This window comes from Aliiroseovarius sp. S2029 (assembly GCF_023195575.1).
GTDB classification, from domain to species: domain Bacteria; phylum Pseudomonadota; class Alphaproteobacteria; order Rhodobacterales; family Rhodobacteraceae; genus Aliiroseovarius; species Aliiroseovarius zhejiangensis.
Window position 1 is genome coordinate 867419 of the sequence record NZ_JALPQE010000001.1, and the last position, 14291, is coordinate 881709.

Annotated in this window: 16 protein-coding genes; 4 read left to right on the plus strand and 12 right to left on the minus strand. The window is 59.8% G+C overall.

The window, feature by feature from the left end; genetic code table 11:
- Positions 1 to 5: 5 nt before the first annotated feature.
- A complete protein-coding gene (locus MUY21_RS04285; protein WP_191286597.1) occupies positions 6 to 740 on the minus strand; it encodes an SDR family oxidoreductase in 735 nt (244 codons plus the stop codon).
- Positions 741 to 856: 116 nt separating this feature from the next.
- Here MUY21_RS04285 and argB point away from each other — a divergent pair, with 116 nt between their 5' ends.
- The 4 genes from argB to MUY21_RS04305 all read left to right on the plus strand — a co-directional run bounded on the left by argB (position 857) and on the right by MUY21_RS04305 (position 3710).
- The gene (gene argB, locus MUY21_RS04290; protein WP_248409115.1) at positions 857 to 1717 is read left to right on the plus strand and encodes an acetylglutamate kinase; all 861 of its coding nucleotides are present in this window, start codon (positions 857 to 859) and stop codon (positions 1715 to 1717) included.
- A gap of 75 nt (positions 1718 to 1792) precedes the next feature.
- Positions 1793 to 2587 (plus strand): sterol desaturase family protein, encoded by a 795-nt coding sequence (locus tag MUY21_RS04295; RefSeq protein ID WP_248409116.1) that lies wholly within the window; start codon positions 1793 to 1795, stop codon positions 2585 to 2587.
- On the plus strand, positions 2584 to 3210 hold the full coding sequence (locus tag MUY21_RS04300; RefSeq protein ID WP_248409117.1) for a ferredoxin: 627 nt from the start codon (positions 2584 to 2586) through the stop codon (positions 3208 to 3210). Before MUY21_RS04295 ends, MUY21_RS04300 begins: the two co-directional genes overlap by 4 nt.
- Positions 3207 to 3710, plus strand: coding sequence for a histidine phosphatase family protein (locus MUY21_RS04305; RefSeq protein WP_248409118.1), 504 nt, complete (start codon positions 3207 to 3209; stop codon positions 3708 to 3710). Before MUY21_RS04300 ends, MUY21_RS04305 begins: the two co-directional genes overlap by 4 nt.
- A 133-nt stretch (positions 3711 to 3843) precedes the next feature.
- On the opposite strand, the gene MUY21_RS04310 is transcribed toward MUY21_RS04305, so the two are convergent.
- From MUY21_RS04310 to rplQ, 11 genes are all read right to left on the minus strand, one after another.
- Positions 3844 to 4629 carry an amino acid ABC transporter ATP-binding protein gene (locus MUY21_RS04310; protein ID WP_282568916.1) on the minus strand — a complete coding sequence of 262 codons (786 nt, stop codon included), beginning with the start codon at positions 4627 to 4629 and terminating at the stop codon, positions 3844 to 3846.
- Positions 4630 to 4640: 11 nt separating this feature from the next.
- Positions 4641 to 6140 (minus strand): amino acid ABC transporter permease, encoded by a 1500-nt coding sequence (locus tag MUY21_RS04315; protein ID WP_248409119.1) that lies wholly within the window; start codon positions 6138 to 6140, stop codon positions 4641 to 4643.
- Position 6141: 1 nt separating this feature from the next.
- Positions 6142 to 7404 (minus strand): ABC transporter permease subunit, encoded by a 1263-nt coding sequence (locus MUY21_RS04320; RefSeq protein ID WP_248409120.1) that lies wholly within the window; start codon positions 7402 to 7404, stop codon positions 6142 to 6144.
- Between the two features lie 121 nt (positions 7405 to 7525).
- Positions 7526 to 8545 (minus strand): amino acid ABC transporter substrate-binding protein, encoded by a 1020-nt coding sequence (locus MUY21_RS04325; RefSeq protein ID WP_248409121.1) that lies wholly within the window; start codon positions 8543 to 8545, stop codon positions 7526 to 7528.
- 208 nt (positions 8546 to 8753) lie between these two features.
- A complete protein-coding gene (locus MUY21_RS04330) occupies positions 8754 to 9470 on the minus strand; it encodes an ATP12 family protein (protein ID WP_248409122.1) in 717 nt (238 codons plus the stop codon).
- Positions 9467 to 10150 (minus strand): HAD-IA family hydrolase, encoded by a 684-nt coding sequence (locus tag MUY21_RS04335; RefSeq protein WP_248409123.1) that lies wholly within the window; start codon positions 10148 to 10150, stop codon positions 9467 to 9469. The genes MUY21_RS04330 and MUY21_RS04335 overlap by 4 nt, the downstream gene beginning before the upstream one ends.
- On the minus strand, positions 10147 to 11193 hold the full coding sequence (locus MUY21_RS04340; protein WP_248409124.1) for an RluA family pseudouridine synthase: 1047 nt from the start codon (positions 11191 to 11193) through the stop codon (positions 10147 to 10149). Before MUY21_RS04340 ends, MUY21_RS04335 begins: the two co-directional genes overlap by 4 nt.
- Complete coding sequence (gene crcB / locus MUY21_RS04345; RefSeq protein ID WP_248409125.1) at positions 11190 to 11567, minus strand: fluoride efflux transporter CrcB; 378 nt, start codon at positions 11565 to 11567, stop codon at positions 11190 to 11192. Before crcB ends, MUY21_RS04340 begins: the two co-directional genes overlap by 4 nt.
- 78 nt (positions 11568 to 11645) lie before the next feature.
- Entirely contained in the window at positions 11646 to 12968 is a 1323-nt protein-coding gene (locus tag MUY21_RS04350; protein WP_248409126.1) for a replication-associated recombination protein A, read from the minus strand.
- A gap of 60 nt (positions 12969 to 13028) precedes the next feature.
- Positions 13029 to 13640 (minus strand): autoinducer binding domain-containing protein, encoded by a 612-nt coding sequence (locus MUY21_RS04355; RefSeq protein WP_191286674.1) that lies wholly within the window; start codon positions 13638 to 13640, stop codon positions 13029 to 13031.
- 185 nt (positions 13641 to 13825) lie between these two features.
- Positions 13826 to 14254: a 50S ribosomal protein L17 gene (gene rplQ, locus MUY21_RS04360; protein WP_248409127.1), complete on the minus strand. Its 429-nt coding sequence runs from the start codon at positions 14252 to 14254 to the stop codon at positions 13826 to 13828.
- Positions 14255 to 14291: the final 37 nt, after the last annotated feature.

Sequence of the window (14291 nt, forward strand, 5' to 3'; positions counted from 1 at the left end):
GAAGGTCAGACGTGTTGCGCGCCGTTCACCTCGATCTCGGCGCCCGAAATATACGAGCTTTCCGGAGAGCACAGGAAATAGATCGCGGCGGCAACCTCTTCCGGTTGGCCAAGGCGCTGCAGCGGCAGTTTGCGCACAATTTTATCGGTGCCGGGTGACAGGATCGAGGTTTCGACTTCACCGGGCGCAATCGCGTTCACCCGCACGCCCATTGGGCCGAAATCATGCGCCATCTCGCGGGTCAGGGCCGCCAGCGCCGCTTTGGATGTGGCATAGGCCGCGCCGGCAAAAGGGTGCACCCGCGACCCCGCGATCGAGGTGACATTGACCACCGCCCCTTTCGCCGCCGCCAGTTCGTCTTTCAGGCCCCGGGCCAACACGACCGAGGCGAAGAAATTCACATGGAAGACTTTGCCCCAATCCATCAGGTCGGTGTTCAACGTGTTCAGACGTGATCCGTTCGGCCCTTTGGGGGACACACCCGCATTGTTGACCAGCGCATCCAGCTTTCCATCCAGCTTTTCTTGAATGACCCCAACCGCGTTGATCGTATCGGCAGGGTCGGACAGGTCCAGCTGCACATGATCCTTGCCGGTTCCGCCCCAGGGGCATTCTTCGGGGATGGCATGGCGTGAACAGGTGATGACCCGCCAACCTTCGCGGTTGAACCGGCGCACAGTGGCGTGGCCGATGCCCCGGCTGGCCCCGGTCAGCAAAAGGGTTTTTTGTCGCTCGGCCATGGTGGGTATCCCGTTGATTGGTTTCGCCGCAACCCTATCAGCCCACGGGCAGCGTGCAATGGGCCTTGGCATGGGATGGGCAACACTCTAACACGGTGGGGCACGAGGAACTTGGAATGAAGACCCAGAACATGAACCGCGATTGGATCGCCACCGCCCGCACTCTGTCCCAGGCTCTGCCCTATTTGCAGCGCTATACAGGCGCGACCGTTGTCATCAAGTTCGGCGGCAATGCCATGGGTGATGACGAAGAGATGGCCAGTTTCGCCCGCGACATCGTGCTGATGCGACAGGTGGGTGTGAAGCCCGTGGTGGTGCATGGCGGCGGGCCGATGATCAACAAGATGCTGGATCGTCTGCAGATCAAAAGCGAGTTCGTGAACGGCAAGCGCGTGACGGATGCAGCCACTGTCGAAGTGGTTGAAATGGTCCTGTCCGGTGCCGTCAACAAGCGGATCGTCCAGGCCATCAATGCTGAGGGCGGCAAGGCCGTTGGTCTGTCCGGCAAAGACGCCCGGCTAGTCACATGCGACCAGACTAACCCAGACCTCGGGTTCGTCGGAACCCCTGCCGAGGTCGACGTATCCATTCTGCATGACCTGGCGGCGACGGAAACCATCCCGGTGATCGCCCCCTTGGGTGTGGGCCGCAACGGCGAGACCTATAACATCAACGGCGACACAATGGCGGGCGCCATCGCCGCTGGCCTGAAGGCGGATCGCCTGCTTCTGCTGACGGATGTCGAAGGGGTGAAAAACGCCGATGGTGCGGTTTTGACCCAGCTCACACCGACGCAAATTCGCGAGATGACCGCTTCGGGCGTGATCGCGGGCGGGATGATCCCGAAAACCGAGACCGCTCTGGCAGCGATCGAGGGCGGCGTGCGCGCCGTGGTCATTCTGGACGGGCGCGCACCCAATGCCTGTTTGCTGGAGCTTTACACAGATCACGGTGCCGGATCGTTGATCCGCGCCTGAACGCGGATCCGTGGCGTGGGGCCATGTCGCGCGAATGTGTCTTGCGCTTGGCCGGACAGACCATAAATTCACCGCATGGAATACGAACTTCTTCTTCGACTGGGCAGTTTTCTGGGCCTGTTTGCCCTGTTCGCAATCATCGAGGCCAAAGCGCCCCGTCGCGCCCGCACCCAGCCCCGCCAGACCCGCTGGTTCACCAACCTGTCGATCATCGTGATCGACAGCCTGACCCTGCGCCTGATGGCGCTGGTGATGCCGCTGCTGGCCGTTGGCGCCGCACTGGACGCCGAGGCGCAGGGTTGGGGCTGGTTCAACAATGTTGACCTGCCCGTCTGGGTCGAGGTGGTCGCCGCCATCCTGATCCTTGATCTGGCGATCTGGGCGCAGCATGTGATGTTTCACAAGGTGCCCATCCTGTGGCGCCTGCACCGGGTGCATCATGCTGACCGTGATTTCGACGTGACCACCGCGCTCAGGTTTCACCCGGTCGAGATCGCAGCCTCGATGATCATCAAGATTGGCATGGTCTATCTGCTGGGCGCGCCTGCGCTGGGGGTGATCCTGTTCGAAGTGATCCTGAACGGTTCAGCCATGTTCAACCATGCCAATATGCGTTTGCCGCTGGGATTGGACAAATGGCTTCGTCTTGTGTTGGTCACGCCCGACATGCACCGGGTGCACCATTCCATTCACAGAGATGAAACAGACAGCAACTATGGCTTCTGCTTGTCGATCTGGGATCGTATGTTCAGAACCTATACGGCACAACCCCGCGACGGGCATGACGACATGGTGATCGGGCTGCAATGGCAAGACGACAATCCATCGAAACTGGGCTGGAGCCTGATGCTGCCGTTTCGACGGAAATGACCCTTACGCACCTGACACAAGAGGCACGGGCACGCCAGTTGGACGTGTTCGGCGCTTTGCATGACGGGCAAGATACGGTGATCCTTCTTGGGCCGTTTGAACCGGGGTTCTGGGCACGATTCACCGATAGTGCAGAATTTGGCGACGGATTGCCGGACCCGATGGATCGCTGGTCAAAATCCGTGATCTCGGATCTTGCCAGCCGTTGGGGGGGGCACCCGGTCTTTCCCTCGGACGGGCCGCCTTATCCTCCGTTCTTCGATTGGGCCTTGCGGTCAGGTCGCGCGTGGCGATCACCGGTGACATTGCTGGTTCACGACACCGCCGGTCTGTGGGTCAGCTTTCGTGGCGCTGTGCGCCTGCCGGGGCGGCTGGCCCTGCCCCCCGCGCCGAACTGCCCCTGCGACACTTGCGATGCCCCCTGCAAAACCGCCTGCCCCGTCGATGCTCTGAGCGACGTTGGCTATGACACGGGCAAATGCATCGACCATTTGAACGGGGCGGACCACGCCGGTTGCATGGGGTCGGGTTGTGCAGCGCGTCGCGCTTGCCCCATCAGCCAAAACTATGGCAGGTTGGCCGCTCAGTCTGCATTTCACATGAAAGCGTTTAACCCAAGATGACACTGACCCTGATCCTGACCCGACATGCCAAATCCAGCTGGGGGGATGCCGATCTGGATGACCACGCCCGGCCGCTGAACAAGCGCGGGCGCGCCTCGGCGAAGGCGATCGGGCGCTGGTTGGCCGAGCGTGGATATGTGCCCGACACCATTCTGTGTTCGGACGCAGAACGCACCCGCGAAACCTGGGCGTTGATCGCGGACAAGTTCGTGAAGGCGCCGAAGGCCGCATACTCGCGCGCACTGTATCTAGCCAACCCCGATACGATGCTGGCGGCGTTGAAAACGGCTGAAACCGAGACTGTGATGATGGTCGCCCACAACCCCGGTTCGGCCTTTCTGGCCCGGCGGTTGGCGGCAGAACCCCATCCGCACCCAAGGTTCAACCATTACCCGACCGCAGCAACCAGTGTCATCAGGTTCGAGGCTGACCGCTGGTCAGATGTGGATTGGGGCACCGGACAGGTCATTGATTTCGTCGTTCCGCGCGAACTGATCTGAGCGCAGAGAAGAAGGGGCCAGCCCCTCGCGGCATAGCCGCTCACCCCGGGATATTTTTTAGCCAGAAGAAACACGGGAAATGCAAAACCCCGCACGTGCCGGTGCGGGGTTCTGGTCGTGGTGTACAGGCAGATCAAAGGATCTGGCTGAGGAACAGCTTGGTGCGTTCGTTCTGAGGGTTGTTGAAAAACTCTTCCGGTTCGTTCTGTTCCACGATCTGGCCGGCATCCATGAAGATCACACGGTTGGCGACCTCTTTCGCGAAGCCCATTTCGTGGGTCACGCAAAGCATGGTCATGCCTTCTTCGGCCAGTTCCACCATGGTTTCCAGCACTTCCTTGATCATTTCGGGATCAAGCGCGGAGGTGGGTTCGTCAAACAGCATGATGCGCGGACGCATGCACAGCGAACGCGCGATGGCCACACGCTGTTGCTGACCACCCGACAACATGCCCGGATACTTGTGAGCCTGCTCGGGGATCTTGACCTTTTCAAGGAAGTGCATCGCAATCTCTTCCGCCTCTTTTCGGGGCGTTTTGCGCACCCAGATGGGGGCGAGCGTGCAGTTTTCCAGGATGGTCAAGTGCGGGAAGAGGTTGAAGTGCTGAAACACCATCCCCACTTCGGAACGCACCTTGTCGACGTTTTTCAGGTCCGAGGTCAGTTCGGTTCCGTCAACGATGATCTGGCCTTCCTGGTGCTCCTCAAGCCGGTTGATGCAGCGGATCAGGGTGGATTTGCCCGAGCCCGACGGCCCCGCGATCACGATCCGTTCGCCTTGATAGACGGTCAGGTCGATGTCGCGGAGCACGTGGAAGGCCCCGTACCATTTGTTCATGCCCCGAATTTCGATGGCAATCTCGTCCGACACTTCCATTTTCGAGCGGTCGGCGTGGGTTTCGAGAGTAATAGACGACATAGGTCTCTCCTTTAACGGTGGTCCGTGCGAAGCCGGCGTTCGAGATACATCGAATAGCGCGACATCGAGAAACAGAAGACGAAGAACAACAGCGCGATGAAGCCGTAAAGCTCCCACACGACACCGTTCCACGCCTGGTCTGCACGGATGGCATTTGAAAGACCCAGAGGGTCCAGAAGTCCGATGATCGACACCAGCACCGTGTCCTTGAACACGCCGATGAAGGTCGACACGATGCCCGGAATCGAGATTTTCAGGGCTTGCGGCATGATGATCAGGCGTTGAGCTTTCCAGTAGTCCAGCCCAAGCGCATCGGCCGCTTCATACTGGCCACGCGGCAAGGCGGCCAGACCGCCCCGGATCACCTCGGCCATATAGGCTGCGGCAAACAGCGTCACCATGATCAGCACCCGAAGGATGATGTCAAAGTTCGTCCCCGGCGGCATGAAAATGTTCAGAAGCGTCGAGGCCACGAACAGAAGCGTGATCAGCGGCACGCCGCGGATGAACTCGATGAAGCCGACGCACAACGCCTTGACGATCAAGAGGTCCGACTGGCGGCCCAGCGCGAGCACGATGCCGATGGGCAACGAACAGGCGATGGCGACGACACCGATGGTGATCGACAGCATGAAGCCCCCGAAATCGCGGCTTTCGACGGGTTCAAGACCGATGGGAATGATGCTTTGCATGAGGTCTGCAAAGCCGACCGTCAACAGCAGCCACCAGACCAGCGCCACAAGAACCGCGACGATCATTCCCGCAAGGCTTCCGACGATCGAAGCCAAAAGGCGGTAGACAAAATAACCGATGACGAATCCCAGCGCTGCCCCTATGGGCAACCACAGCGTACCACCCCACAAGAGCCAAGGGGCGATGAACGGGTAGATCGCCGAGAAGATCAGCGGGTTTGGCAGGCGTTTTGCCCCGGCTTCAATCTCGGCTGCACGCGCGGTTTTATCCGCTGTAAAGGCTTTATAACCGATCGCCGCACCGGCGGCGATCAGGGCCAAGCCGACAACGATCCCCAAGGCACCACCAAGATACAGGCTGGTCAGCCCCAGAACGGCACACAACAGGACCCAGTTCATCCGGCGCGATATCATGTTGAACAGCACCGGTGTCACTGCCACGAAAAGCAGCAGAAAGGCCAGAATTGGGCGCCAGCGCAGGTCCGAGGTGCCTTCTTCCGACCCATTGGGGTAGAAGCCGAACAGAAGCTGCTGCCAGCGGTCGTTGATAACCCCCCAGCATGCGGCGTGGTGGCCGCTTTCAGCACCGAAGATCTCGCGGCATTCACTGAGTGACGCGCTGTTCCATGTGGGCGAGAACGCCCAGGACAGCAGGAACGATACGACATACCAGATGAAAATCAGCGACAGCACTGTCAGGATCGAGTTTCCGACCCCGTTGAACAGGTTTTGACGCGCCCAGCCGACGAACCCGACCTGCGATGCAGGTGGTGCTCGTTCAGGCAGCATTTCGGCGCGGACATAGGACAGATCGGACATATCAGCGCTCCTTCAGCTTCACGGATTCGTTGTACCAGTTCATCACCGCCGAGATGGTCAGCGAGATGGTCAGGTAGACCAGCATCAAGAGCAGAACCGTTTCAAGCTCGCGCCCGGTCTGGTTCATGGTGATGCCACCCAAGGTGCCCGTGATGTCCATGTAGCCCACGGCAATGGCCAACGAGCTGTTCTTGGTCAGGTTCAGATAATTCGAAATCAGCGGCGGAATGATGACCCGCAATGCCTGTGGCAGGATCACAAGGCTCATCGTGCGTTTGGGGCGCAGACCCAGGGCGCTTGCCGCCTCGGTCTGGCCTTTTGACACGGCCAGGATGCCGGCGCGGACGATTTCGGCGATGAAAGCCCCGGTATAGAGCGACAGGGCAAGCCACAGGGCGATCAGCGAATTCCGCAGGTGAATGCCGTTTCGGAAGTTGAAGCCCTTCAGTTCGGGATAGCCCAGATGGAAGCCGAGGATGGCAAGCACCAGAACAAAGGGCACCAGAATGACCCCCAGGCGCAAATGCCATGTGCGCGGGCGCACGCCTGTGGCCTCTTGCAAAATGTCGGCGCGGCGCTTGATCAGCACCGAGGTCAGGATGCCCCCGATCAACACCGCCAGAAGCACCAGAAGGTCAAGGCTGACATCAAAGCGAAGGCTGGAGTTGCCAAGAAGATGAATGTCTCCAAGGCTGCGTGAAAACAGCGGTTCGGGAATATAGATCCCGCGGTTTGTGACGGCCACACTGTCCCAGAGGGACATGCTGGCCTCGCCTTTTCGAAAGGCGCTTGGCTGCGGAAGGGTCTCGATCAGGACCGCCATTGTGAACACGATCCACAACAGGACCGGAACGTTGCGGAAGCCTTCGACATAAACGGCAGACAGGCGCGATATGATCCAGTTGGGCGACAGGCGCAAAACGCCGATGATTACGCCAAGCACTGTGGCGGTGATACAGCCCATGACCGCAACAAGCAGGGTGTTCAGAAGCCCCATTAACGATGCGCGCAGGTGGGTATCTTGCGAATTGTAGTCAAGAAGGCGCTGGTTGATGTCGTATCCCGCCGGCTCCATCATGAAGCTGAAACTGGGTTCTTTTCCCAGCTCCGCGAGGTTCTGGGCGGTGTTTGACAGAAGCCAGCCGAGAAGCATCAGAAAGCCGATCAACGCGACAATCTGAATGGTCATCGAGCGGTACCGGCTGTCATAGAGCAGCATGGATAGCCGGAACTGGCCCTGATGAGGGTCGGTTATAGTTGTCATTGATGACGTCCCCGTTGCCCTTGGCTTTGTTTGTTAGTTGCGGATCGTGCCGCGGTGCCAAGGTGCGTTCTGATAGAAACGAAAAGGGCGTGGCAGCACCACGCCCTTTCCAAAGATATGTTTACCGGAACGGTGGCGAATAGATCAGACCGCCATCTTTCCACTGAGCGTTCAGGCCACGGGCCAGAGCGATCGGTGTGCTTTCACCAATATTCTTGGCGAACACTTCACCATAGTTTCCGCCCGCCATGATGGCGCGCTTGGCCCAGTCGGCATCAAGGCCGAGCATTTCGCCCAGATTGCCCTCGGTGCCCAGCAACCGGTTGATTTCCGGGTTGTCGCCAGGTGCGGCCGACAGTTCGCCGATATTGGTCGACGTGATGCCCAGCTCTTCTGCCGAAATCAGGGCATTCAGCGTCCAGCGGACGATGTCAGCCCACTCGTTGTCGCCGTGACGGACCAGCGGTCCCAGCGGCTCTTTCGAGATGATTTCCGGCAGAACGACGTGATCCTGCGGGTTCTCAAAGGTGGCGCGCGTTGCGGCCAGACCCGAAGCGTCGGTGGTATAGGTATCGCACGCACCGGCAAGATACTGCTGTTGACCTTCGGCGTTGGTTTCGATCGGCACCGGTTCATAGCTGATGTTGTTTGCGCGGAAGAAATCCGCCAGGTTCAGCTCGGTGGTGGTGCCGGTCTGGATGCAGACGGTTGCGCCGTCCAGATCCTTGGCCGAGCTTACACCCATCTCTTTCGAGACAAGGAAACCCTGACCGTCATAATAGTTCACGCCGACGAAGTCGAACTTCAGGTCGACATCGCGCGACAGTGTCCATGTGGTGTTCCGTGCCAGCATATCAACTTCGCCCGACGCAAGGGCGGTGAAGCGTGTTTTGCCTGTGGTCGGAACGAATTCGACCGCGTTGGCATCGCCCAAGACGGCAGCGGCCACAGCACGGCAAAAGTCGACGTCGAAACCTTCCCACTTGCCGTTTGCGTCCGGCGCGGCAAAGCCGACAAGACCGGTGGTCACACCGCAGTTCAGCTTGCCGCGGGCCTTGACGTCATCAAGGGTCGCAGCCGCCGAAGCGCCAGCAGCCAAGCCGGCGACAGTCAGTGCGCCAAGAAAAACGGTTTTTTTCATGTTTACCTCTTCCTGAATAGTTGCCCGTAGTTTCGGGCTATTTCGCAGCCCTATCGGCCACAACCATGTTTGCGAAAGGAATGACCCCTCTCAACATGGGTGAGAGTTTGAAAGAATTGATCAGTTATCGTCAAGGGCAACATCGCCATTTGCGATGCTTAACCTAGGGGAAAGCAAGAATATTACCGTGGCTAACGCATTGGTTGCATTATGTTTCGTGGCGGCTTGCGTGAAAGAACCAGGCGGCGTTCACAATGTCGATACGTTTTTTCTCTGCAAGTTCCGAGGCTTCTTCGTCAATGCCCCATTGCTCTTCCTGCCAGGTCTCGTCGACGCGCGACAAGGCCCAGGCCTCGTCCACAGATATCCTTTCGACGGTAACGGCAAGTGCCAGAACCAGCGATCCGCTGATCGCAACCAGATCGTGAAAGCCGGCAAGTTCGAAATCTGACATCCCGTGCACCCGTTCCGACAGCAGGGCAAGCGCCGCACCATCCTGCGGTTGATGCATGATTCCCGACACCGGGCGCAAACGCGCACCCAGCTCGTCGGCGGCCCACTCCAACAGCGGATCCCACAGCCCGGATTGCCGTGCGACCAGTTCTTGCGGGTGTGTCGCGCGATAGCACAACAGATCGCTGTCGCCATACGCCGCCAGCATATCCGCCACCTCGGTGAACTGGTGTGCGACCTTGTCCAGGGCAGAGTTCGCAGTGCGGGTGACAGGCATGGTCGAGGGGTCGATCTTGTCGGCCTGCGCGTCCCATTCCCCGGCAATCGCTTTGGCAAGCGCGAGGGTCGGAACGCACAGCAGCGTCTTGGCCGGGGTCTTGATCGGACGGCCGTCAAGCTGGACCGTATATCCGCCATTGCAGGCTACAGCACGGGCCTCTTTCCAGAACCGCTTTGCCACCCAATCGCTCATGCCGTCCTCCATAAATCGTCCAACGCGGGGATCACATCGGCAAAGGAGTCAATCAACAAATCTGCCCCGGCGGCAATCAGGCTGTCGCGCGGGTGATACCCCCAGGTCACGCCGATGGTGCGAAAGCCCGCCGCGCGCCCCATTTCCATATCAAAACTCGTATCCCCGATCATGACCGCCTGCGCAGCCTCCGCACCCGTTTCCGCCAAAGCGGCCTGCAACATCGAAGGATGCGGCTTCGACGGATGGTTGTCCGCCGTCTGACTGGTGACAAAGAAATGGCGCAGGTCGTGCGCGTCATAGGCGTGGTCCAGTCCGCGCCGCGCCTTGCCGGTAGCGACGCCCAGCAACACCTCGTCTTGGGTGTGCAGATGCTCAAGTGCCGCGCGTGCACCGGGATAAAGTGGTGCGGTCGCCTCGCCGCCCTTTTCCGCCCGCAGCTTAATGAACATGTCCTTGTATTTTTCCGATGCCTCGGCGACCTCGGACCCGCTCAGCGTCGGCACCAGACGCCCGATCGCGTCGTGCAGCGACAAACCGACGATCGACAAAACCTCGTCGCGGCTCGGCAGCGTCACGCCCATCGCCCCGAAAGCACGGTTCATCGCTTCGACGATGAAATCCTGGCTGTCGATCAGAGTGCCATCCACATCGAAAACGGCAAGGCGCAGACCCGTCATTGCAACGCCTCGAACGGATCATCGGCGGCCAAATCCTCGGTCCAGCCGAAGGTCTTGAACGTATCGGCCATATGTTCTGACAGCGGGGCGGTGACGGTCACGGGCTTCCGTGTCACCGGGTGCAGGAAGGTCATCGAACGGGCATGCAGATGCAGCTTGCGCGACACCTCGCCGCCAATCATGGCACCCCAGCCATCGCCCATGTTTTCCTGACCAGACCCGCCATATTTGCCGTCACCGATGATCGGGTGACCGATTTCGGCCATATGGGCACGCAATTGGTGGGTGCGTCCGGTAATCGGCTCCATCGCGACCCACGCAGCGCGCGAGGCCACGCGATACAAGGTGGCGTAAAGCGTGTGGGCGCGTTTCGCGCCGGGGGTCTGGTTCATCTCGCGCGGGTGCACGCAGATCATCTTTTCGCCAGCTCCTTTGCCGCCGCCTTGCGCCTTGACAAGACCGAAACGAATTTCCCCAAGATAGGGCGTCGGCACACCGGCCACCACGGCCCAGTAAATCTTGCGCGTTTCCCTATGACGGATCGCCGCCGTCAGCGCCGAAGCCACCGCCTGCGTCCGCGCCAGAAGCAACACGCCCGACGTGTCCTTGTCCAGCCGATGCACCAACCGGGGCTTCTCATCGCGGTCGAACTTCAATGCCTCGGCCAGTCCGTCAACGTGACGCGTCTGCTTCGATCCGCCCTGCGTCGGCAGGCCCGGGGGCTTGTTCAGGGCAATGATGTGATCGTCCTGATAGATGATGCACGATTTGATCAGTTTCGCATCCGCATCCGACACGCGCGGCTGCGGCTTGGGCCGATCCTGCCCCTGATCCGGCACCGGAAGCGGTGGCACGCGCACCTCGTCCCCCGGCCCCACCCGGGTCGAGGTTTTGACCTTCGCGCCATTCACCCGAAACTCGCCCTTGCGGCAGCCTTTCTCGATCCGGCCCTGCCCGACATGCGGGAAATGGCGCTTGACCCAGCGGTCAAGCCGTTGCTCGGCCTCGTCCGGGCCGATGGTGATGACCTGAACGCCGCTCATGCCAGCACCATACGGGTCAGCATGACCCCTGCAATCAGGGCCAGGATTGACAGGACCACCGTCCCGATAACATAGAGTGCCGCAGACCCCATCTGACCGCGCTCAAAAAGCGTATACGCTTCCAGCGAATAGGCCGAGAAAGTCGTAAATCCGCCCAAAAAGCCGGTCATAAGCAACGGCGACATATGGGTGAGTTCCTTGCGCGCCAGAAACACCACAACGATACCGATAAGGAATGAGCCAAGCACGTTTACGATCATCGTGCCCGCAGGGAATCCTGTGCCAAACGCCCGTATGTAAGCGTTCACGCTCAGATAGCGGGCCGAGGCGCCGATCGCGCCCCCAAGGGCAACTTGCAAAAGGGGTGTCATCATGCGGCCTGACTGCGGCCACAGGCGGCGCTTGTCAAGCGTCGGGATCGTCTTTGCAGTCCACCGATCGAAAAGGTCACCTTATTCGACCCGCTTGGAGCGCAGCCGCGCGAAATAGTCGACCCGCTTTTTCAACTCGCGTTCAAAGCCACGTTCGACCGGAACATAAAAGACACCGCGCTTGACCCCGTCGGGAAAATAGTTCTGTCCCGAAAACCCATCGGGTGCGTCATGATCATAGGCATAGCCGTCGCCATAGCCCTGATCTTTCATCAGGCTCGTCGGTGCGTTCAGGATGTGTTTGGGCGGCGGTTCCGACCCGGTTTTCTTTGCCGCCGACATCGCTGCCTTATAGGCCACATAGGCCGCGTTGGATTTCGGCGCCAGCGCCAGATAGGTTACGGCCTGTGCCAGTGCCAGCTCGCCTTCCGGGCTGCCCAGACGCTCATATGTTTCCCACGCGTCCAGACAGACGCGGTGGGCCTGTGGATCGGCCAGCCCGATATCCTCGACCGCCATGCGCGTGATGCGGCGGGCCAGATACCGCGGGTCTTCCCCACCGGTCAGCATCCGCGCCAGCCAGTAAAGCGCCGCATCAGGGTCCGAGCCGCGCACCGATTTGTGCAGGGCGGAAATCAGGTTGTAATGCTCGTCCCCCGACTTGTCATAGATCACGGCGCGTTTCATCAGTCGGGTGGACAAACCGTCGACATCCAGCTTGCCATCAACCTTCCAGGCGAACACCTGTTCGATCAGGTTCAGAAGCGCCCGCCCGTCGCCATCTGCCATCTCCAGCAACGCATCGCGGGCGTCGCCGGTCAGGGGCAAGGGGCGGTCCAGTTCTTTCTCGGCTCTCTGGGCCAGCCGCTCCAGATCAGCGAGTGACAGGCGGGTCAAGACCAACACCTGCGAGCGCGACAGCACAGCGGCGTTCAGCTCGAACGACGGATTTTCAGTGGTCGCCCCGACCAGAAGGATGGTGCCGTCTTCCATATGCGGCAAAAACCCGTCCTGCTGGGCCTTGTTGAAGCGATGGATTTCGTCCACGAACAACAACGTTCCCTGCCCGTTCGACCGCCGATGCCGCGCGGCCTCGAACACTTTGCGCAGTTCGGGCACGCCGGTGAAGATCGCACTGATCTGGACGAAATGCAGGTCGGTTTCCCGTGCCAAAAGGCGCGCGATGGTGGTTTTGCCGACGCCCGGCGGCCCCCAGAAGATCAGCGAGCCCAGGCTGCCTGCTGCAAGCATCGTGCCAAGCGGTGCGTCCGGGCCAAGCACCTGCTCCTGCCCGATCACCTCGGACAGGGACTGCGGCCTGAGCCGATCGGCCAAGGGGCGCGGCGCATCTTTCCCGCCATCAAATGACTTGGACGCAGGATCATTATCGAACAGGTCTGCCATGATCCAAATCTAGGACTGCGGCCCGTCAGTTGAAAGGCGAAAACGGCCTGTCTGGGCGGGTTACAGAAGGTTATATTCCTGCGCGCGCTGGATCGCTTCGGCAGTCGTCCGCACAAACAGGCGCTCGCGCGCACTGCGCAACCGGGCCTTCAACGCACTTTCCGAAATACCAAGAAGCGCCGCGGCTTCGGCGTGACGACTGCCCTTGGCAATCAACCGCAAGGCCATGCGCTGCGCCGACGTCAGTTGCTCGGGCGGGGTCGATTTCTCATGCAGTTCAACCACCAACGCATGGATTTCCGCAATCTCATCATCTGCAAACTCGCGATCTTCCCGCGCAAAACCGCCGATGGTGCGCGATGCGGTCGACCCGTGTGACACAGCCACACCGTATTTCAGGCCAAACCCGCCAGCCTGTGACAGGATCCCGTGCGGGTCGGGCAGATTCAGATCGCTCCACCGGATGGTGCCTTCGTTACCGAACCCCCAGAACACCATCGGATCCGCCAGCATGTAACCTTTTTCGGTGTAAATCTGGCTCCAGCGTGGGTCGTAAGTCTGGATCATGATATGCGCCGAAGCATAGCGAATATGCAGCCCCAGCGCGTATCCTTTCGGCGCCAGGTCCGACAACTTGGCCAGCCCTTGATCAAGGCCAAAATCTTCAACCATGGTTTTCATCCCCAATCCCCGCACCTATCCTTTTAGTCAGTCGCGCCGAAGTCAAACAACCATGAATTGTTTAGACTGTTTTTTTGTAACTTCGGGGATATTTCTTGTAAAAAAGAGGTGACCCGGAACGAAAAACCCCGCGCATGATGCACGGGGTTTCTGTTTTCCCGGAATGGGAAGGGTCATTATTCGTCGGCAGCGTCAGCAGCTTCTTCTGCTTCCAGACGGGCACGATCTGCCGCGCCTTTGGCATCGGCGTCGCGGTCGACAAATTCGATGATGGCCATAGGGGCCATGTCACCATAGCGGAAGCCGGCTTTCAGAACGCGCACGTAACCACCCTGGCGTTCGGCAAAACGGGGGCCAAGCACGTCAAACAGCTTGGCGACATGTTGGTCCTGCTTCAGTCGCGCAGCGGCCTGGCGACGGGCGTGAATGTCGCCGCGTTTGGCCAGCGTGATCATCTTTTCGATGATCGGACGCAGTTCCTTGGCTTTCGGCAGGGTCGTTTTGATCTGTTCGTGTTCGATCAGCGAACCAGCCATGTTGGCGAACATCGCCTTACGGTGTTCGTGTGTGCGATTCAGGCGGCGGTAACCACGAGCGTGACGCATTTTCTTAATCCTTCTTTGGTGCTCTTGAGTGAGCGGT